The following is a 21,340-nucleotide window of genomic DNA, read 5'->3' as shown; positions in this document are numbered from 1 at the left end:
GTAAGACCCCTTGAAGAACACAAGGTTGATAGGCTAGAGGTGTAAGTGTAGTAATACATTCAGCTGACTAGTACTAATAGGTCGAGGGCTTGATCTTAAATATTTACTTTGTGCAATTTTGAAAGAATAATTTCTTTCAAAAATTGATAGAAGCAAGCAATACAAGGAAACATGAGAAGCGAGGAGCGGAATTTAGTAAGCTAAATGAGCACCGCAGCGAACTTGTTAACGAAGTAATGCGCAACTTATAGCAATTTTTAGTTGAGAATTGAGAGTTATAGATGCTTTTGCAAAGCAAAAGCTAGAAATATAGTTTTAAAAATTCCCTAGGAATTTTGTCCATAACTGTACTCTGTACTCTGTCAACTGTACTCTGAAAAAAATCTGGTGATTATGGCTCAAAGGTAACACCCGTTCCCATACCGAACACGATGGTTAAGCTTTGAAGCGCTGATGGTACTGCAAGGGAAGCTTTGTGGGAGAGTAAGTTGTCGCCAGGTAAAAATAAAAAACACTAAGCAAATTACTTAGTGTTTTTTTATTTTGCATATAATCACTTACATATGGTTATATGCCTTGTAAATTTACCTTTAGAAACATAACACCTATCAACAATATTAAAGCCGCAGGAGAGAATATACTGGTCCATGTTCTCTAAGGTAACAATAACAGCAGTATTTGCTATTCTACGGGTAGTATTTATAATAGCTATCTGCTCTTTAAGGGTGGTTGGAGAAAACAATCCATAGGGAAGATCTACAATTGCAGCATCGAAGGTATCCTGCAGATTATGCATATTTCCATGGGTAATTACATTGTCATAACCAAAAAATTCAAGATTTTTCTTTGCATTTTCAGCTATACAAGGATTTATTTCATAGCCTTTAATGTCAATTCCCATGGACAGTGCTTCTATAACCACTGTTCCAATACCACAGCAGGGGTCTACAATCTTGCTTTTTAAATTGTTGGATACGGCTATATTTACAAGTGCTCTAGCAACCCTAACGCCTAGTGCATTAGAGTAACAATAGGGTTTTCTATTATGAAATTCTAAATCTGATTTATTTTCACTATATTCACCTAATATCCATTTTCCATATACTTTTGTTACACCTAAAATTACTTTAGGATACTTCATTTCAGCCTTTCCAGCTATATTAAATCCAATTTTATACTCTATTTTACGTCTTTTTTCAAAGCTGATGCTTTCATTATGAACATTAATATAACGAACTTTGAATTTTTCATAGGATAGATTATTTATTATAATTTCATTGATTATATCCTCTAATGTGTTACCGGTATATATTATAGATATACATTGTTTTATGAAAGGACTTCTTGAGGGGTCAACATAATGATAAGAAAGAAAGTATTTATCCTTTGGAACCTTGTGGAAAAGGTATTTCATTTCCATCTTACATAGATTTTCTTCGTATACTGTAAAATTAATATTATAAAAATATTGCTTTAGTCTATTTTTATCTTTTAAATTAGTAAGTTTTAGCTGACACATAAATACGCTCCTTTTTAAAAGCTTGGAAAATCCAATGGTTACTATACTACAACTGTAATCGAGATTTACTATAAAGTCAATAATAGGGATAGGATCTCTAATAGCATTTGCCAAATAATTACTTTAAAATATACTAAAAATTTATGAATTAATATAAATTTGCAGAATAAATCATTTTTTTGTATTATAATATTGTATGTAGAATATATTGCAGGGTGAAATTTAGGGGAAAATGATGTAATTTAAAATATATGGAGCAGATTTTAAATATAATCTATCTAACATAAGGGGAAATAGAATTTACATTTACCCTGCGATAAAGTAAAAATCACAATATAAAAATTAAGGAGTGAACTAACGATAATGAAAAAAAGATTAATGATATTTTTTTGTTGCTTTGTATCCATACTTTTCTTATATAAACCTAATGTATCAGCTGCACCTGCTGTCCAAAGATTAGGTGGAAATGACAGGTATGGAACCTCAATAAAGATTTCACATGATAATTGGGAAAAGTCCGATAATATTATATTAGTGTCAGGAGAAAACTTTCCAGATGCTCTAAGTGCAGCCCCCTTATCTAAAAAATATGATGCTCCTATTTTATTAACATCACAAAATACCATAAGTAAAAATTTGTTGGATGAAATAAAGAGACTAGGTGCTAAAAATGCATTCATAATAGGAGGAACTGGTGTAATATCTGAAGACATTGAGAAACAATTAAAGAATAATAGCATAGCATATACGAGAATATATGGTCATGATAGATATGAAACTAGTGTTAATGTAGCAAAAATGATAGGGACAAACAATGGTGCCTTTATAGCATCAGGAGAGAACTTTCCAGATGCTATATCAGCTGCTCCTATTGCTGCTTTAAAGGAAATGCCTATACTGCTGACTACAAAAAACAGTATTCCAGATGTTGTTAAAGATTTTATTAATAATAATGCTAATACTGGTAGTAAATATTATGTAGTAGGTGAAAGTGGTTCTATTTCCGAAGATGCTGTTAGCGGCATCAGCAACCACAGTAGATTAGGTGGTCATGATAGATATGGAACAAACTTAGCAGTTGTAAATGAATTTAATTTAAGCTTTGATAATACATATTTAGCAAATGGACAAGCATTTCCAGATGCTTTATCAGGTTCTGCAGCTGCAGCAAAAACATCATCACCCATTATATTAGTAAACAACTCATATGATGTAAAGAACTCTATAATTCAATCTAATTTGAATAATATATCCACAATCAGCGTACTAGGCGGAACTGGTGTAATATCAGATACATTGGTACAGAAAATTATAAATGGAGGTTCTTCTTCATCAATAAAGGTATGTTTAGACCCAGGTCATGGTGGATATGATCCTGGAGCAATTGGACCAACAGGTGTTCAAGAGAAAAATGTAACTTTAGCCATAGCATTAAAGACTGGGGAAATACTTAAAAAAAATGGTATAGATGTTGTGTATACTAGAACAAGTGACAAGGTATCCTGGCCTTCAGTTGAAATACAGGATCTTCAAAAACGTTGTGATATAGCAAATAGTGAAAATGTTGATTATTTTGTATCCATACACAATAATAGTTTTGAAAGTTCAAGTGCTAACGGACAGGAAACATACTATGCATCTGGCAGTGCAACCGGGAAAAAGCTAGCAGAATCAATACAAAGAGAAATTACTAAGGCTACTAACTTATATAATAGAGGAATAAAGACAGCAGACTTTTATGTTTTACTTCATACAAATGCACCAGCGGTACTTGTAGAAGATGGATTTATAAGTAATCCTAATGAGGAAAAACTTTTAAATAGTGACAGCTTTCAAAACACACTTGCGCAAGCTATAGCAACTGGAATAATAAAGTTTGTTAATGCACAATAAAAAAATTATGACATAATTTTTTAAAATAATAAATGATAGAGAATAAATAATAAATAAGGAGAATTTTTCTTTATTATTAAAAAAGGTTGCGATGCAACCTTTTTATTTTGTAACAAAGGAAAATTGTATTTTTCTATCCTTTATAATAAGCCGTGCACTAAATTCATTGCCCTTCTTTGATTTAAAACCCTTTAGTACATCTGTTTTTCCATCTACTATTAATTTCTTAATTTGTTCAAGGGGTATTTTCTGTCCGCACATTTCCCCTATAAAAAATTTACACCCGCTTTGCCAATTATCGCAGCCATAGCCCTTACTGTTTTTTACCACATTACCAGTTTTACATATAGGACATACACCAAGAGATTCTCTGCTGCTATTTCCATATTTTTTACTATTTTTAGATTTTGAATTACCTTTAGATATATTGGAATTATTATTTTTAATTTTTTCAAAAGAGCTGTGTATCATATGAATATTTGTGCTATTAATTACCCTCTTTACATTGGTTTTAGTATAGTCCTCCAACTTTTTCATAAATAATTCTGGGGCTATTTCCTTTTGATAAACCATGTTAAGACCTTTTTCCCAACTAGCTGTTAGTATGGGATTAAGTAATGTAGGTATAGATTTTTTTATAACCTCATATATCATTTCTCCCTTTTGAGTTGGCGTTACAACCTGAGTTTTTTTATCTAAGCTAATATAATCTATCTTTTCTAACTTCTTTAATATTTCAGCTCTGGTGGCAGAGGTACCTATACCTGCTCCTTTTATTTGTTCCCTAAGCTCTTCATCTTCAATAAGTTTACCTGCATTTTCCATAGCAATAATTATAGATCCTGAAGTATATCTTTTAGGAGGGGAAGTTTCACCTTCCTTTACCTCCATTTCAACTAAATTAACAGTCTGTGCTTTTTTAAGCTTACTTAAAAATTTTAAGTTCTTTTCCTCTGCATTTTTTTTATTATCTTTTAATACAGTAAGATATCCTTCTTCCACACATACCTTGTCTGTGGTAAAAAATCTTTCTCCGCTTACCTTTGTAGTAATAGCTATTTTGTTATATTTAGCTGGAGGATAAAATATGGCTAGAAACCTTCTAAGTACTAAGTTATATACCTTTTTTTCTAAATCTGAAACGCCATTATAATTTTGAAGTCCCTCTCCTGTAGGTATAATGGCATAGTGATCTGTTATTTTGCTGTCATTTACATATTTAGTTTTATCCAAATTTAAATACCATTTATTATTTAATATATTTTGCGATATATGTCTTATTTCTTCATCACCATCATATTTTATAAGTTTTCTTATATTTTTATCTATTTCCTTTGCCACAGCTGTTGATAGCACTCTGGCATCTGTTCTTGGATAGGTAAGTAACTTTTTTTCGTATAATGACTGAATTTTATTTAAAGTTTCTTCAGGGCTTATTTTAAATCTCTTTGAACATTCATTTTGAAGTTCTGCTAAATTAAATAGCAAAGGAGCATTTTTATTCTCCACAGATTTTTTTATATCTTCTATAACGGGATATTCTTGAGATGCCTTTTCACTTATTTCATCTATAAATTTTTCAGCATCCTCTCTTTTTTTAAAGCCGCCTTCATTATATAAAAGAGGGGAACCCGCATATTTGGAGCCTTCTATGGATTTCCATTCTCCACGGTAAACCATTTCCTCACCATTAATATCATCTTTATTCCCATGAAAGCTTCCGAGTATTTTGTAGAAAGGTGTCTTTATAAAACTTCTAAGCTCCCTTTCCCTATCTACAATCATACCTAAAACGCAGCTCATAACTCTGCCCACTGCGATTACTACATGATCATCTTCAATGGCATTGGCTACAGATCTGCCATATTTAAGGGTTAAAAGTCTTGAAAAATTTATACCTAAAAGATAATCTTCCTTAGCTCTTAAATAGGCGGAATCTGCTAAAGAATCATACTCAGAAAGCTCTTTAGCATCCTTTATTCCTCTCTTTATTTCCTCTTCTGTTTGAGAATCAATCCACACTCTCTTTTTTTCTTTACCCTCTACTCCAACCATTTCATCAACAAGTCTATAAATATATTCTCCTTCTCTTCCGGAGTCCGTGCACACATATATTCTATCTATATCTTCTCTTTTTAATAATTCTTTAACCACATTAAATTGTTTGGCCACCCCTGGAATGACCTCATATTTATATTCCTTTGGTAAGAAAGGTAAAGTATCTAAAGACCATCTTTTTAAATTTGGATTATATCTCTCCGGATAACTCATAGTTACCATATGACCTACACACCAGGAAAATACGGCTTTATCTGATTCTATGTAGCCATCTTTTTTCATTCCTTTTACATTTAAAAGTTTAACATATTCCATAGCCACAGATGGCTTTTCTGTAATAAATAAAGATTTACCCATTAAAAAACCTCACAGTACTTCAATAATTTGCATTAGTTTAAAAGTTTCATATATAATAATAACACAAAACGAAAAAAAAGTGCGGCGCACTTTTTTTAGAAACTGTCAATTGTCAATTGTCAACTAAAAAATTGTTCACAATTTTTTATAACTGCAGCCACAGAATTTTAAAAGAGCTTCATTGAAAAGTTTAATATGGACTTTTTCATCAAGAATAATTCTTTGAAGTATGGCTTTTATATAAGGGTCATCTATCATACCTGTATGTTTGTTGTATTCATTAATAGCTTTATACTCTGAATCAATATCGATTTTTAATCTATCACAAAGCCCTGATCCATAATCTATAAAAGTTCCATTCCAAAAGTTACCGCAAGTGCTGTAAGTACCTCTAATTATAGGATTTCCACCTAACTTTTTAATCACATCTGCTAGAATTTCCATATGATGCATTTCAACAATAGATACATTTTCTAACAACTTTCCGAGTTCTTTATCAATATCTTCAAAAAAGAAATGATGGTATAAATATTGGCTGATAGCAGTAAATTCACTTATTAAACCAGCGTAATCATCAATTAGCAATGATGCGTAATAAGGATTTCTTCCAGTAACCTTTACCTCAGGGTAAGGAGATGGATCAGCATACTTATCTCTTATATGCAAGTCATGGTCATTTTTACTCAAAATATATTCCTCCAAAATATAAACTAATATTAGTATTATATATTCTTACAATAAAAGGGATATGTATATTCTCAATTAAAATAAACTATTTATATATAATTATTTATATGATAACCTTAATGTAGAAGAATAAATAGGGACGGGGGAGCTAAATGTATAAGTTAAGTGCAGTAATTATAGGAATTTTAATTGCTATCATGGTAACTATTAATGGCGCTTTATCTAAGGGAATAGGAGATTATAAAGCGGTATTAATAATTCATATAGTAGGACTTATAGCTGTAAGTTTGGTATTAATATTGAGAAAGGAAAAGCTAAAATTTAATGAGAAATTACCTGCATATCTTTTTAGTGGAGGAGCCATTGGAGTTTTTGTAGTGCTTTTTAACAATATTGCTTTTAATAAATTAGGAGCATCACTTACTTTATCATTAGGATTGTTTGGACAACTTATTATGTCTGGAATAATAGATCATTTTGGATTATTTCATATGAAAGTTAGTAAATTTAAAAGTAAAAAGATAGTAGGCTTTTTCATGATATTTTTAGGAATAATTGTGATGGTAATATATTAGGAGGGGAATTATGATGTATATTATACTTGCATTTATAACAGGTGCTATGGTTATCTTATCCATGGTGATAAATTCTAGTTTGGGGAAGAAAATAGGGGTATTTCAAGGAACATTTATAAATTATGTGGTAGGTTTAATTGGAACTTCTATAATGCTTCTTATTATGGAGGGGGGAATAAACATATCCTTTGATAAATTACATGGTGTTCCTGCTTGGGCGTATTTAGGAGGGGCTATAGGTGTTATTGTTGTATCTGTATCTAATGTTATAATACCTAAGATTCCTACCATATATTCAACTTTATTAATTTTTATTGGACAAATTGCCACAGGTATCCTCATAGATTATTTAACAGTTAATGTGGTATCAAAGGGAAAGATCTTAGGAAGTATTCTTATACTAGGTGGACTTTTGTATAATTTTTATGTAGACAAACAAGAATTGATCAGTGAATAAGCTGAATAAATCTAGGATTCTACCATCTTAGCCAGTTAATGTATTTCAATAAGATTGTCTTATTGTAAGATAATTCATGGAATGTTATAATTAGTATACAGATTATACAATATTAAAATAATTTTGCTTTTCCGTTAAGGGGTTGATGGGATGAATAATAAAGTACTCCATACTAATGTAAAGGATCTACAACCGGGAATGATTACTGCTGAGAATATAATGAATAATGACTCTATTTTGGTTTCTAAAGGAGTAGAAATTACTGAAGGAATAATAAAAAAATTATGGATGAATTGAATTCTCCAAGTACTATAATTAAGAATATAGTTTTGGAGGGCAGCGGGGAAGATTGTATATTTAAACATTCAGTAAATGTAGCCGCTTTAAGTCTGCTTTTGGGAAAGTGGATAGGCTATGATAAAACAAAATTAAATTTATTAGCTTATTCAGCTACATTACATGATTTTGGCAAGAGCAAAATAGATAAAAGCATATTGTATAAGCAAACAAGACTTACAGAGAAAGAGTTTAAAGAAATAAGGAAGCACCCAATTATAGCATATAATTTGGTTAAAAATATGACTACTTTAAATGCATCTGTTGGGTATGGAATATTAATGCATCATGAAAGAATGGATGGATCTGGATATCCATTAGGGTTAAAAGGTGATGAGATAAACGAATTTGCAAAAATTATAGCTATAGCAGATACTTTTGATGCAGTAAACTCTAACAGAATTTATAGAAAAAGAAAAGATCCTTTTGGTGCATTAGAGATTATTCAAAGGGATAGCTTAGGAAAATTAGATTATAATTATAGCAAAATATTTATAGAACATATAGTAAATTACTACATAGGAGAGAAGGTCTTGCTTGATAATAATGATGTATGCAAAATAATACAAATCGACGTAAATAATTTATCTTGTCCATTACTACTTAATAATGATAATTTTATAGATTTAAAGAAACGTAAAGATTTAACATAATGGGCGGAATTCTTCCATCCTCTTAGGTGGGAGATGGATAGCCCTCTTATTATTTTAGGTTCGATACATAAAATAATAATTTTTCGATGAATTATCATAGATTATATATCCTAAATAAGGAGTAAGGCTATAAATATGGTAAACAAATGAATTTAGATACAAGTATAGGGGAAGAGTAATAAATGAGGTGAAAATCTGTGATTAAGAAAAATAAGGGGTATAGATTTAGGCTAAAACCTAATAAAGAACAAATGGTATACCTAGAGAAAGCTTTTGGTTGTAGTAGAAAAATGTATAACTTATATGTTGATATGCTGTATAAACAGCTTCATGAGAAAAATTTTATTAACGGAAAAATTGATTACAAGGCTATACACTTGCCAACACCAGCAATAATAAAAAAAGGTTATGAGTATATGAAAGAAATAGATTCATTAGCTTTTGCAAATGTACAGCTTAATTTTAGGGATGCCATAAAAAAATACAATAGTGAATTTGATGGTAAAACATACTCAAAAAAAGCATTGAAGCAAGTTGAAACTTTAGGCAAAGAATTAACATTCAAGGACTTAAAGGGTATTCCAAACTTCAAAAGTAAAAGAAAAAATCAGGATTCTTTCACCACCAATAATCAAAATGGCACTGTATCAATAGTAGATGAAAAGTATGTTAAGATACCTAAATTAAAAGAGCCTATTAAATTCGTTAATCATAGACAATTGCCCGAAAACAGCATTATAAAAAGTGTTACATTATCAAAGAATTGTAGAAATCAATATTATATAAGCTTCACAGTAGAATATTATACTCTGGAAAAGCAAACTCCTTCAAAAATACAAAACAAAATATCAGAACAAAGAAAAGATTGGCTTCATAAAAAAGCATATAATCTAGCAAAAGTATATGATGCAATAATAGTAGAAGATATAAACTTGAGGGCAGTAGGACAATGCTTAAAGCTAGGTAAATCATTAGCCGATAATGGGTTTGGAACATTTAGGAATTTTCTAAAGTATAAGTTAGAAGATATGGGAAAGCAACTTATCAAAATAGATAAATGGTTTCCATCTTCCAAAATGTGCAGTAATTGTGGAACTATGAAAGAAAAATTACAACTATCAGATAGAATATATAAATGTGAAAATTGTGGCTGTATTATAGATAGAGATTATAATGCAGCACTAAATATAAAAGAGGCTGGTTCTGCCTTGTTAGCTTGGTAAATTTATCTTCATTAGAAGGTATTACCCAAGAAGCCACCACTTCTAAAGTGGTGGTGAGTTCACAGGTTAAATCTTTAGTTATAGACTAACTAAAAAAGACGACAGTGTCGTCTTTTCTTATCCTACATAACTCTACCAGGTATTATAGCATCTATTATTCCAATAACTATTGCAGCTAGTATAGCACCTATTATAGATACCTTCATATTAGGTACTAAAAATTGTGTTAAGTATATTATTATTGCTGCAATTACAAATCCTTTAAACCCTTTTCCAAAGGGTGATGCGTCAACTCCCATAAAGCTCTCTACTAAAACATCTATTACTGTTATTACAACTGCTGCCAGTATCATTGACCACATTCCTCTAATAGTAAAACCAGGGGTTAAAAATGATGTTATGCCAAGCACTATTGCAACTAGTATAAGTCTTACTATATAATGTAATATACCTGGTTTTTCCTGTTCTGTGTTTTTATCAGCCATAATGTTTATCCTCCTTTAAAATAAATAAGTAATGTAAATATATTATGTGTATAAAACTAAAAATTATTTAAAAATAGAAAAATATATTATGGATTTTCATAAATATTTAACCATTTTCTAACCCCTAAAAGGATGAGTAAACTCATAGCATTGATATCAAAAAATGAGTTGCTTGAAGATCCGCAGGACTTTGTAATGAGCTATCTTGTCTATTTTAGCCATACATTCTCAATGAGTATGCAACATTTTACTTCCTTTTATTTATTGTCCCATGGCACAATTAAAATCTTTATGTTAATTCTATTGTGGAGAAAAGTTGCCCTTAACTGTCAATTGCCAATTGTCCTCTGTCAACTAAAAAAATTGGTTACAATTTTTTTATTATAGGCTGTGAATAATTCCCCTATATATTTTTTTACCTTCAATCTTTATATTTAATTCTTTCTCGTATCTTCTAAGCAATGAAGTTTCTTTTTCTGTAACTATAGAAATAGCGGTACCAGAGTTTCCAGCCCTGCCAGTTCTACCAACCCTATGTAGATATTCCTTTGGATCTTCAGGTAAATCTAAATTAAATATATTAGTTACACCTTTTATATCCAATCCTCTAGCTGCTAAATCTGAAGCTATTAAAAGTTGAATTTTTCCCATTCTAAATCCCTCTAAGGCTTTTTTACGTTCTTCCTTTGGGGCATTGCCGTATATTCCATAGGCCTTAATATGGTGATATTGAAGTTTTAATGTAGTTAATTCTATTTCTTCACCTTTATTTATAAATACAATAGCTCTTTCTGGTTTTATAGAGGCTACCAATTTCCTTAAAGTTTCAATTTTATCCCTTTGCTCTGCAATAAAATACATATGATCAATATTGGGATTAACTAATGTTTTTTCTTCAACCTTTATAACTGTTGGCTCCTTCATCAAATTTTTTGCAACATTGATAGTTCTTTCAGTTATGGTAGCTGAAAATACCATTAATTGTCTGTCTTTCATTGTAGTTTTTATCACATCTTTTACTCCAGCTAAATTCCTTTCGTCTAGCATCCTATCACCTTCATCAATGACAATGGTTTTAATGGTATAAGCACTTATTTTTCTCTTTTTTATAAGTTCAAATATTCTTCCTGTAGAGCCTACAATTATATGAGGCTTTTTCTTTAATTTCTCAATTTGCCTTTGTATATTAACCTCTCCTATTATAGCAGCAGAAGTTATAGGCATTTCGGAATTTTGTGATAAAAGTTTTATTTCCTTATCTATTTGCATAACCAGCTCGTGGGTAGGAGCTAAAATTATAGCCTGCATTTCTTTTTTATCACTATTTATCTTTTGAAATATAGGAAGTAAATAAGCTAAGGTTTTTCCACTTCCTGTTTCTGATTCACCTATTATATCCTTATTTTCTAAAGCTAAGGGTATTGCTTCTATTTGAATATTGGTAGGTTCATTAATACCTTCTTTTTTCAAGCCCTCTATTAATTTTGTATTTAAATTTAATTTATCGAATGAATTTGCCATATTTATCTCCTTTTTAAGTAACATGTATTATTTTAATAATTTGGATATATTCTTAGTATTAAAAACTTCTATAATTCTATACTTTGCCTATGCTTTTGTCAATGAAGGGTATTGCCATAACTTTACATAATATTATAATCATTGTATAATTATTTTATAGTAATTTTGCAAATTGAAAAGAAAGGAGAGGCTACTCATCAAAATATCCAAAAACAAATAGTAAAGATACAAAAACTTCATCAAAGATATTTTTCAATATGGATATATTTGACTATATTTTGAGTAGCGGTGAGATAATATGCTATTTAATAGGACTAAATCCTATGAGGACATAACACCTGCATTAGATACAAGAAGATTAATAATTTTAGCTAAAAAATTATTGCCAGATGTAGTATTTAATATGGCTAGTTTAGAAGGGAATCCATTTACTTATCCGGAAGTACAAACTTTACTTGACGGAATTACTATAGGTGGTCATAAAGTAAGTGATGAACAACAAATTTATAGCATTAGAAATGCTTGGAATTATTTATTTGATTTAGTAATCCAAAACAATGTATCAATTGATATTAATATTTTTAATAAATTTAATGATATAGTTGCTAAAGATGAAGCTTTAATTAGTGGTGTATTTAGAACTGGTCAAGTTAGAATAGCTGGTACAGAATTTATTCCTCCAAGAGCTGAAGAATTAGAAACCATCTTTAAAAATGAATTGCCTAAATTAATAGAAAGATGTAAAAGTAAAACAGAGTTGGCTTTTGAGATATTTTTATGGGGAACTTTAAATCAATTTTATTATGATGGGAATAAAAGGACTTCCAGGCTCGTATCCAATATGATTTTAATATCAAATGGCCAAGGAATATTTAATATAAAAGCAAAGGATAGATTGCAGTTTAACACTCTAATGGTTGAATTCTACAATACAAGAGAAGCTGACAATATATTTGATTTTTTATATAATAATTGCTTAGAAAGATATTAATAATTTTTAATATGGCTTAAAGTGGATGATTAATTAAGTTTAAACACTTATAATTAGGAGGTTAAAGAATGGATAGTGTAAATTATGAAAACATTATTGAGGACATTTTAAATGAAGGGGCAGCCTACGCAAAATACTTTAAACCTAAAAACTTAGTATTTTCAAATAAGTTTAGAAAATACTGTGAGGATAATTTATGTGGTCATTATGGAAGTAACTGGATGTGCCCACCTGCTATAGGTTCAATAGAAGAGCTAAAAAGAAAAATAATGAAATTTGAAAATGGAATTGTATTTCAAACCCTAAATAAAATAGATGGTATAAGCGATAAAGAGGGGTTGGCTAAGGCTAGAGATTTACATAATGACTTTTTGAGAAACATAACTAAATTTATTAAGGAAAAATATGTGGATATGGATACTTTTCCAATGGGTGCAGGGCAGTGTGAAATTTGTAATAAATGTGCATATTTACATGGGGAAAAGTGCATACACCCTGAAATAGCAGTGCCTTCTGCAGAGGCATGTGGAATTGATTTAGGAGAATTATTAAAATCCTGTGGATTAAAATTTAGTTATTCAGAAGATTCTATTGCTTATATATCATTATTGCTATTTAAGAATAAGACTAGAGGATAGTGATGGTTCACTATCCTCTAATTAAATTTCTTTTACCATATTACCTAGCAAAGTTTGCTTGTTTTTTCTATCTATAATTAATTTAAGCCTATTTGGGTAATCTGTTATTATACTATCTACTCCTAAATTGATATATTTCACCATAGCATCTTCTCTATTTATGGTCCAAACGTAAACTTGTCTTCCATTTTTATGAGCCTTTTCTATAAATTTTCTATTTACTATATCACCATCTAAACTATAAATATCTACATCCATATTTTCAATACCTTTTGATTTGACACGAGTTATATAGCCAATTTTAATAGAAGGGTCTAATTTTCTAACCTGTTTTAACACATTATAATTTGAAGAAGTTACTATACAATATTTGTTGAAATCTTCCTTCTTAATTATATTTAAAGCATTGAAAACTAAGTTTTTTTCATGGCCATTAGCTTTTATTTCAATATTAAGTTTAATTTTGCCTTTAGAGGCCTTTATTACTTCTTCTAAAGTAGGTATTTTTTCTCCTCTAAATTTATTATTAAAATGACTTCCAACATCATAATTTTTAATCTCATCATAGTTTACTTCCCATATATTTTTGTCATACCCACTTACCCTCTTGAAATTATTATCATGAAGTAAGATTACTTGTCCATCCTTTGTTTCCTGTACATCAATTTCTGCATATTCTACTCCTGAATTAATTGCATATTTTATAGCACTTAAAGTATTTTCAGGAGCTTCTGAAGAATTACCTCTATGTGCAGTTATAAAAATATTTTCCTTGTGTTTTGGAGAGCTAAATAAAACTGTAGATGGTATAAAAATCAAAGCAATAAAAACAATAAGTGGGATAAAGGGAATTAAAAAATTTTTATATAGATACGTGAATTTTATTTCTTTATTCTTAATCATAGTCATGTCACCAACTTTCTAATGGCTTAATGATGTATCTATATTTTGAATTTTAAAACATATTGCAAGTAAATATATTATAATTTATTTTTAAAATGGTGTCTATATATATTGGTGCCCAAAACCTCATTTAATTAAAAAAAATTTATTATGCTGCTATGCGAGAAATATTTCCTTTAAAGTAGCTCCATCCACTTTGCCTAAATTTAAATCCAAAGTTTTTGCTATAGTCGGAGCTTCATCTATTAATCTCATTTCCTTTATTTCATAATTTTTCTTTATTTTTGGGCCGCTGGCTATGAATATGGTTTTATAGTCCTTAATTTTTGGACAATAACCATGGTTGGCTTTATAAAAACTTTTATCTGTTTTTTCTAGAATATTTCCTTCTATTGAATTTATAAAGTAGTATCCCTTTTTAGCCTCTAACATTAAAAAACATTTTTCATCTGCCCCAAAAGAAGAGGCTTCTTTTGAAGTTAATATTTTATTTATACAATTATTTTCTTTAGAAAAGTTTTTTAGCTCTTCCATAACCTTTGCTTTTAAAATAGAATCTTTATTATCTTTTAAATATATATAAGCAGAACCACTGCAGGAATTTGAAAATACCTTCCAATCTTTTACTTCACCATTATTATTTAGAGAAATGAACCCTTTTTGGAGGAATAATTTGTTTAATCTAATTACATATTCCGTATTTAAAAAGCTATGATCCCCTAAAGCTATTATTGTAGTTTTATGAAATATATTTATTTTCTTCAACACATTTATTATCTTACCCAATCTTAAATCATGTCTTTTTAAAGCCTCTAGTACTTTGCTACTATTACATCCATAATTGTGCTTAAAGTGATCCACATCGGTTAAATGGATTAAAAGCAAATTAGGCATTTTATTTTCAATTAAATATAGGGCTGATTTCATTACAAAGTTATCCAGAAAAGGTTGAGCAAATCCTTTCCTTAGCTTGCCAAATTTCTTATTAACAATAAATTGAAACAGTTTGCTGCCACCGGAAAGTGAAGTAGATATTTGATTTTGCCAAATCCTATTTGGAAAAATCTCAGGCATATTATAATCTATATTTGCCTTAGCAGTAACAGGCCATAATAGTGAAGCAGTTTTTAGCCCATTTTCTTTTGCTAAATCGTATAGAGTAGTTCCTTTTATATATTTTCTATACCAAAACCAATCAGGATTTTTCATTTTAGGCTGTAGTAAAGTATTATTTATAATCCCATGATTTTTAGGATAATTTCCTGTAACAATGGTTGCATGTGCAGGATAAGTTAGTGAAGGATAAACAGATTCCACATTTGATGAGTAAGATCCATTTTGAATTAAGTATTTAAAGTTTGGCATATTCTTTAATATTTCAAAATCTTTTTTGCCTACTGCATCAAAAGAAATTATTATAGTGTATTTTTCCATAATATATTACACCTACCTTAAATACATTTTACTATAAATTTGTATCCTTATGATAGAAAAATAAGAGGAAATGGTATACAATTAAATAAGAATTTTTGTTACATTCAGACATCAAGTGATTTTTGGCTTTAGAATATATTGGATCTTATTATTTATAGGATAAGGAGAAGTCTATTTATGGGAATAGAAAATGTAAAAAAACAAATCAATGAGAAAAATTTAAACTTAAAAATATTGGAGTTTAAAGAAAGTACTGCTACTGTAGATGAAGCTGCCAAAGCTGTTGGTGTAGAACCGGGTCAAATTGCAAAAACCTTGGCATTTAAGGTAAAAGATGATGATATACTTATAGTTGTAAAAGGAGATTCAAAAATCGATAATAGAAAATTTAAAGATTATTTTAAAACTAAAGCAAAGATGATGAGTGGAGAAGAAGTGTTAGAAATTACAGGTCACCCAGTTGGAGGAGTTTGTCCATTTGGATTAAAGAATCCAATTAGCGTATATCTTGATAATTCCTTAAAGGAGTTTGAATCAGTGTATCCTGCAGCAGGAACTCCCAATTCAGCAGTGAAAGTTACCATAGAAGATTTAGAGAAAATTACTAATGGAGTATGGGTGGATGTGTGTAAATAACTAGAGCAGAGGACAGAGGACAGAGGACAGAGTACAAAGTACAGAGTACAGAGTACAGAGGACAGGGGACAGAGGACAGAGTACAAAGTAAGAAGTAAGAAGTAATAGGTAGAAGGTAAAGAGTGAAGGTTTTAAATAATAAATAATAGAGAATAAATAATAAAAAAGGACAATTTTTCTCCATTGTCATTAGGTCAAATTTTTTGCTGAATAGTAGAATAAAACGAAGTAAACATTATATATTTAGGGAGATAAGTGATGGCAACAAAGGTAAAAATAAAGATAAAAGATAATATGGAATTAAGAGAGAAAATTGATGAATTATATGAAAAAACGTGTCAAATAGATTTAGCTAAATGGTCACTACTAATGGCAAAGCATATTTTAGATATTGCTGGTATAAATTATCATTCAATAGATGAAATAATTAATGGGTTTAAGGTAAATGAATTATGGCAAATAGGCGAAGCAAGAATGTATGATGTTAGACAGGCAGGTTTTAAAATTCATAAACTTGCACGTGAATGTGATAGTGAAATAAAGAAAACAGCGTTAAGGGTTACAGGTCAAGCAGTAGGAAGCGGACGCATGAGAGAACACGCAATGGTAGCGTCAGATTATGCAATAAAGATGATATGCTTAATCAGTTCTAATGATTTTGAGGCTATAACAAAAGAAAGAGAATGGCAACTTAATGAACTGCAGAAATTTCATAGAATTTAGGATAAGTAGCAATATAAGTCTATTCATAATTTTCATAAGATGAGTCACAGCAGTAATATAATGTGAAACTATACAGGAGGGGATTATAATGGGAACCAATAAAGTAGATAAAGGCTTTGAATTATTTTATTGGAGGTTAAGTTATAAAAGAAAATTTATTAGAACTTTATGGATGATTCCTATTGACATAATTGTAAGTGTATTTTTGATTTTGAAAGGTGATACCCTATTTATAAATAGAGTAATACCTATATTACTTATTATATTAGGTGGAATTCAATTAATTTATAATTATCTGAAGTGGAAAAAGGATGAAAATAATGCTAATTAAAACTGTATTTATTCTTTTTTCTTTCTTATTTATTATTTAAGAAAATTTTATTTAAAGCTTTTCTGTAGTGTCAACGTAAGAAAAGCCTCCATATCTGTACTCTGTGCTCTGTAATCTGTACTCTTAAAAAAATTGGTCACAATTTTTTTGTATTATGAATTACATACAATTTTATTGACATTTATACATAAAAAGAAAGGAAGTGAGAATTTAGTGGGGGTGGGTGTTTATAATACACATTCTCACTAAAGGTGGATTATGGAAAAAGTAGAAAGTTTTCAATTGGATCATAGAAAGGTAGTAGCACCATACGTTAGAAAGTGTTGTACACAGGTTGGAGAAAAAGGAGATAAGGTTTCTAAGTATGATTTAAGATTTACCCAACCTAATAAGGCATGTATACCTACAGGAGCTTTACATGCTTTAGAGCATTTACTTGCAGGATTTTTAAGAGAATATATAGATGGAATAATAGATTTATCACCTATGGGATGTAGAACTGGCTTTTATTTAACAGTTTGGGGAGATAAAGATACAAAAGAGATAAAAGAAGGGTTAGAAACTTCATTAAAAAGAATACTAGAAGCCACAGAAGTGCCTGCAGCAAATGATATTCAATGCGGTAACTATAGAGACTTATCTTTATTTGGAGCTAAGGAGTATGCAAAGGTTGTTTTAGAGAAGGGATTTAATTTAAATATATATGGTGATAATTAATGCCAGAATATGATTTTAAAATATCTAAAGAAGAAGTATTAAGATACTTAGGAGTTAAGGGCAGGATAGAAGAAAATATTAATAATTTAATAGACGAAACCATAGAAGAGATAAAGAAAATAATTAGATTTAATTTTACCTATAGAATTTTTAAAATACGGGTAAAGAAAAATAAAGTAGCATTAGAAAACTGTGAATTAGATTTTCATGGTAACAGTATAAATCATCACCTAAGATATAGTGATAAATGTGCATTATTTGCGGCTACATTAGGTAGTGAAGTGGATAGAAAAATAAATTATTATGAAAAATTGGATATGACAAAAGCTTTAATATTTGATGCTTGTGCCACTGCAGCTATAGAAGAAGGCTGCGATTTTGTAGAAGAGGAAATTAGAAAAATTGCACTAAAAGAGGATAGAGAAATAACCTTTAGATTTAGTCCAGGCTATGGAGACTTAAGCTTAGATATACAAAGTGAGTTCTTACAATTATTAGATGGATATAAAAATTTAGGGCTTACAGTGTCCTCACATAGCATTTTGATACCAAGAAAATCTGTAACTGCAATTATAGGTTTTATCCCTAAAGATAAAAAGACAGGAAAGAAAAGTTGTATAAACTGCAATAAATATAATAGCTGTGGATTTAGAAAGATAGGTGGAATTTGTGAATATTAGAGAATTTATAGGAAATAAAATACTTATTTTTGATGGTGCCATGGGTACTATGCTTCAAAGCATGGGTCTTAAAGCAGGGCAAATACCTGAGTTATTAAATATTGAGGATAAAGATAAAATAGTAAATATTCATAAAAAATATATAGAGGCAGGAGCCAATATAATTACTACCAATACCTTTGGGGCTAATGAACTTAAGTTAAGAGACACAGATTATACTCCTGAAGAAATAATAGAGTCTGCCGTAGAAAATGCTAAAACAGCTGCACAGGGAAAAGAAATTTTTATTGCACTAGATATTGGACCTATAGGTGAATTGTTAGAGCCCATGGGAACATTAGCCTTTGAAGAAGCCTATGAAATTTTTAAAAAGCAGATAATTCAGGGAGTAAAGTGTGGAGTAGACTTAATATTAATAGAAACCATGACTGATTTATATGAAGCAAAGGCAGCTGTTCTTGCAGCTAAAGAAAATTCAGATTTACCAGTATTCTGCACCATGAGTTTTCAGCAGGATAGAAGAACCTTTACTGGATGCACGGCTTTATCTATGGTAATGACTTTACAAGGACTTGGGGTAGATGTGTTGGGTGTAAATTGTTCTCTAGGCCCTATAGAATTGCAGCCAATAGTAGATGAAATATTAAAATATGCAAGTATTCCTGTTATGGTTCAGCCTAATGCAGGGTTGCCACAGGTAGTAAATGGGGAAACTGTATATAAAATAACCCCTGAGGAATTTGGAAAAATAGCTAAAACAATGATGGAAAAGGGAGTAAGCATATTTGGTGGATGCTGTGGTACTGATGATAACTTTATTAGAGAGGTTGTTAAAGCTGTAGAAAATATTAAATTAAATAAGTTAAATAATAAGCCTATATGTGGAGTATGTACTCCATCCAAGGCAGTTATTATTGATGGGGTTAAGGTTATAGGAGAAAGAATAAATCCCACAGGTAAAAAATTATTTAAAGAAGCATTAAGAAATAAAGACATGGACTATATTTTTAAGGAAGCTATATCCCAGGTAGAAGCAGGAGCAGATATTTTAGATGTAAATGTGGGACTTCCAGAAATAAATGAAGAGGAAGTTTTAAGTGAAGTTGTGAAAAACCTTCAAAGCATTATAGATATTCCACTTCAATTAGATTCCAATAATGCAAAGGCCATAGAAAGGGCATTGAGGGCATATAATGGGACTGCTATAGTAAATTCTGTTAATGGGGATGATAAATCTTTAGATACTATACTTCCATTAGTGAAAAAATATGGAGCTTTAGTTGTGGGACTTACCTTAGACGAAAGTGGAATTCCTTCTAAAGCTGAAGATAGATATAAAGTAGCTATGAAAATAGTAAACAGGGCTTTAAAATATGGCATACATAAAGAAAATATAATAATTGATTGCTTAACCTTAACTGCTTCAGCACAGCAGGAAGATTTAATGGAAACTTTAAAGGCTTTGACTATGGTAAAGGAAAAGCTAAAGGTTAAAACCACATTAGGAGTATCCAATGTGTCCTTTGGATTACCAAATAGAGAACTATTAAATAGAACCTTTTTAACTATGGCATTAGGAAGCGGTTTGGATCTACCTATAATAAATCCTTTAGATAAAGCCATGATGGATGCTATAAATGGGTTTAAAGTATTAAATAATGAAGATAGGGATGCTAAAGAATATATAAAAGTTTATGGTAATAAAGAAGAAAGTATAAAACTTAATAAAAATGAACATATAGATTTGAAAGAAGCAGTTATAAAAGGGTTAAAAAAAGAAGCAGCTAATATGACAAGGAAACTTTTAAAAGAAAAAAGTGGAATGGAAATAATGGATGAATATTTAATCCCTGCTTTAGATATTGTGGGAGAAAAATATGAAAAAGGAATAATATTTTTACCTCAGCTTATGCAGTCAGCAGAAACAGTAAAGACAGCTTTTGAAATTATAAAGGAAAATATGGCTCTAGAAAATAAAAAAGTCATGAATAAGGGTAAAATACTTATTGCTACGGTAAAGGGAGATATTCATGATATAGGAAAAAATATAGTTAAAACTTTGCTCCAAAACTATGGATATAGTGTGATTGATTTAGGCAAGGATGTTCCAAAAGAAAAAATAGTAGAAGAGGTTAAAAGAAATAATATAAAATTAGTAGGACTTAGTGCATTGATGACTACTACGGTTAAAAGTATGGAAGAGACCATAAAAGCTTTACGAGAAAATAATTTAAACTGCAAAGTCATGGTAGGAGGAGCAGTTTTAAATGAGGATTATGCAGCTATGATAAAAGCTGATTTCTATGCTAAGGATGCTAAGGAGTCTGTAGAGATTGCAAAAAAAGTATTTAAGAGTTAAGAGTGAAGAACTTAAATTATAGATAATAAATTATAAAGAATAAAAATGGACAGCTTTTCTATTCAGAAAAGCATTAAACCAAATTTTAGCTTACCTTCATGGTAAGCTTTCTTTATTTATTATCTATTACCTATTTTGCAATTTTGCAGAATATTATGCAATGA

Annotated in this window: 22 protein-coding genes and 2 rRNA genes; 17 read left to right on the top strand and 7 right to left on the bottom strand. The window is 30.0% G+C overall.

Translation table 11 applies throughout. The features are described 5' to 3' along the window. Positions 1–97: ribosomal RNA gene (locus CLLI_RS13095) — 23S ribosomal RNA — on the top strand; the annotation flags it as partial. A gap of 286 nt (positions 98–383) precedes the next feature. Continuing rightward, positions 384–500 (top strand): 5S ribosomal RNA (gene rrf, locus CLLI_RS13090). Between the two features lie 53 nt (positions 501–553). Here the strand turns inward: rrf and CLLI_RS13085 are convergent. Continuing rightward, positions 554–1,633, bottom strand: coding sequence for a TRM11 family SAM-dependent methyltransferase (locus CLLI_RS13085; protein ID WP_341457009.1), 1,080 nt, complete (start codon positions 1,631–1,633; stop codon positions 554–556). A gap of 249 nt (positions 1,634–1,882) precedes the next feature. On the opposite strand from CLLI_RS13085, the gene CLLI_RS13080 reads away from it, so the two are divergent. Then, positions 1,883–3,412 carry an N-acetylmuramoyl-L-alanine amidase gene (locus CLLI_RS13080; protein WP_106064649.1) on the top strand — a complete coding sequence of 510 codons (1,530 nt, stop codon included), beginning with the start codon at positions 1,883–1,885 and terminating at the stop codon, positions 3,410–3,412. A 102-nt stretch (positions 3,413–3,514) separates the two neighbouring features. Here CLLI_RS13080 and CLLI_RS13075 read toward each other — a convergent pair whose 3' ends face one another. Next, positions 3,515–5,827: a type IA DNA topoisomerase gene (locus CLLI_RS13075; protein WP_106064648.1), complete on the bottom strand. Its 2,313-nt coding sequence runs from the start codon at positions 5,825–5,827 to the stop codon at positions 3,515–3,517. A 135-nt stretch (positions 5,828–5,962) separates the two neighbouring features. Next, entirely contained in the window at positions 5,963–6,514 is a 552-nt protein-coding gene (locus CLLI_RS13070; protein WP_106064647.1) for a ferritin-like domain-containing protein, read from the bottom strand. Between the two features lie 152 nt (positions 6,515–6,666). Between CLLI_RS13070 and CLLI_RS13065 the strand changes: the two genes are divergently transcribed. From CLLI_RS13065 to CLLI_RS13050, 5 genes are all read left to right on the top strand, one after another. Beyond that, positions 6,667–7,089, top strand: coding sequence for a DMT family transporter (locus tag CLLI_RS13065; RefSeq protein ID WP_106064646.1), 423 nt, complete (start codon positions 6,667–6,669; stop codon positions 7,087–7,089). A 10-nt stretch (positions 7,090–7,099) separates the two neighbouring features. After that, positions 7,100–7,546, top strand: coding sequence for a DMT family transporter (locus CLLI_RS13060; protein WP_106064645.1), 447 nt, complete (start codon positions 7,100–7,102; stop codon positions 7,544–7,546). Between the two features lie 150 nt (positions 7,547–7,696). Next, positions 7,697–7,843: a hypothetical protein gene (locus CLLI_RS14645; protein ID WP_170063736.1), complete on the top strand. Its 147-nt coding sequence runs from the start codon at positions 7,697–7,699 to the stop codon at positions 7,841–7,843. Further along, a complete protein-coding gene (locus CLLI_RS13055) occupies positions 7,831–8,535 on the top strand; it encodes an HD-GYP domain-containing protein (RefSeq protein ID WP_106064644.1) in 705 nt (234 codons plus the stop codon). Before CLLI_RS14645 ends, CLLI_RS13055 begins: the two co-directional genes overlap by 13 nt. A 197-nt stretch (positions 8,536–8,732) precedes the next feature. Further along, entirely contained in the window at positions 8,733–9,758 is a 1,026-nt protein-coding gene (locus tag CLLI_RS13050; protein ID WP_106064643.1) for an RNA-guided endonuclease InsQ/TnpB family protein, read from the top strand. Positions 9,759–9,880: 122 nt separating this feature from the next. On the opposite strand, the gene CLLI_RS13045 is transcribed toward CLLI_RS13050, so the two are convergent. Beyond that, entirely contained in the window at positions 9,881–10,243 is a 363-nt protein-coding gene (locus CLLI_RS13045) for a phage holin family protein (RefSeq protein WP_106064642.1), read from the bottom strand. A gap of 102 nt (positions 10,244–10,345) precedes the next feature. Between CLLI_RS13045 and CLLI_RS15145 the strand changes: the two genes are divergently transcribed. After that, complete coding sequence (locus CLLI_RS15145; RefSeq protein WP_423236802.1) at positions 10,346–10,630, top strand: DUF2127 domain-containing protein; 285 nt, start codon at positions 10,346–10,348, stop codon at positions 10,628–10,630. On the opposite strand, the gene CLLI_RS13035 is transcribed toward CLLI_RS15145, so the two are convergent. Next, positions 10,625–11,764 (bottom strand): DEAD/DEAH box helicase, encoded by a 1,140-nt coding sequence (locus CLLI_RS13035; protein WP_106064640.1) that lies wholly within the window; start codon positions 11,762–11,764, stop codon positions 10,625–10,627. The two genes, CLLI_RS15145 and CLLI_RS13035, sit on opposite strands and share 6 nt — an antisense overlap. A 298-nt stretch (positions 11,765–12,062) precedes the next feature. Here CLLI_RS13035 and CLLI_RS13030 point away from each other — a divergent pair, with 298 nt between their 5' ends. Then, the gene (locus CLLI_RS13030; RefSeq protein ID WP_106064639.1) at positions 12,063–12,755 is read left to right on the top strand and encodes a Fic family protein; all 693 of its coding nucleotides are present in this window, start codon (positions 12,063–12,065) and stop codon (positions 12,753–12,755) included. Between the two features lie 68 nt (positions 12,756–12,823). After that, positions 12,824–13,393 carry a DUF2284 domain-containing protein gene (locus tag CLLI_RS13025; protein WP_106064638.1) on the top strand — a complete coding sequence of 190 codons (570 nt, stop codon included), beginning with the start codon at positions 12,824–12,826 and terminating at the stop codon, positions 13,391–13,393. 21 nt (positions 13,394–13,414) lie between these two features. On the opposite strand, the gene CLLI_RS13020 is transcribed toward CLLI_RS13025, so the two are convergent. Together CLLI_RS13020 and CLLI_RS13015 are read right to left on the bottom strand one after the other, a co-directional pair. Continuing rightward, the gene (locus tag CLLI_RS13020) at positions 13,415–14,296 is read right to left on the bottom strand and encodes a glycerophosphodiester phosphodiesterase (protein ID WP_170063734.1); all 882 of its coding nucleotides are present in this window, start codon (positions 14,294–14,296) and stop codon (positions 13,415–13,417) included. A gap of 156 nt (positions 14,297–14,452) precedes the next feature. Beyond that, positions 14,453–15,730 carry an alkaline phosphatase family protein gene (locus CLLI_RS13015; protein WP_106064636.1) on the bottom strand — a complete coding sequence of 426 codons (1,278 nt, stop codon included), beginning with the start codon at positions 15,728–15,730 and terminating at the stop codon, positions 14,453–14,455. 177 nt (positions 15,731–15,907) lie between these two features. Between CLLI_RS13015 and CLLI_RS13010 the strand changes: the two genes are divergently transcribed. The 6 genes from CLLI_RS13010 (at position 15,908) to CLLI_RS12985 (ending at position 21,176) form a co-directional block, all read left to right on the top strand. Next, positions 15,908–16,366, top strand: coding sequence for a YbaK/EbsC family protein (locus CLLI_RS13010; RefSeq protein ID WP_106064635.1), 459 nt, complete (start codon positions 15,908–15,910; stop codon positions 16,364–16,366). A 258-nt stretch (positions 16,367–16,624) separates the two neighbouring features. Then, positions 16,625–17,089, top strand: a complete 465-nt coding sequence (locus CLLI_RS13005) for a putative immunity protein (RefSeq protein ID WP_106064634.1) — start codon at positions 16,625–16,627, stop codon at positions 17,087–17,089. Positions 17,090–17,177: 88 nt separating this feature from the next. Then, the gene (locus CLLI_RS13000) at positions 17,178–17,420 is read left to right on the top strand and encodes a hypothetical protein (protein WP_106064633.1); all 243 of its coding nucleotides are present in this window, start codon (positions 17,178–17,180) and stop codon (positions 17,418–17,420) included. Positions 17,421–17,678: 258 nt separating this feature from the next. After that, positions 17,679–18,137, top strand: a complete 459-nt coding sequence (locus tag CLLI_RS12995; RefSeq protein ID WP_106064632.1) for an S-ribosylhomocysteine lyase — start codon at positions 17,679–17,681, stop codon at positions 18,135–18,137. Continuing rightward, positions 18,137–18,817 (top strand): vitamin B12 dependent-methionine synthase activation domain-containing protein, encoded by a 681-nt coding sequence (locus CLLI_RS12990; RefSeq protein ID WP_106064631.1) that lies wholly within the window; start codon positions 18,137–18,139, stop codon positions 18,815–18,817. The genes CLLI_RS12995 and CLLI_RS12990 overlap by 1 nt, the downstream gene beginning before the upstream one ends. After that, on the top strand, positions 18,807–21,176 hold the full coding sequence (locus CLLI_RS12985) for a homocysteine S-methyltransferase family protein (protein ID WP_106064630.1): 2,370 nt from the start codon (positions 18,807–18,809) through the stop codon (positions 21,174–21,176). The genes CLLI_RS12990 and CLLI_RS12985 overlap by 11 nt, the downstream gene beginning before the upstream one ends. The last annotated feature ends 164 nt before the right edge of the window (positions 21,177–21,340 follow it).

Origin of the sequence: Clostridium liquoris (assembly GCF_002995785.1) — a bacterium.
In the GTDB taxonomy this organism is placed as follows: Bacteria; Bacillota; Clostridia; order Clostridiales; family Clostridiaceae; genus Clostridium_AO; species Clostridium_AO liquoris.
This window is presented reverse-complemented; position numbering and strand designations above follow the sequence as displayed.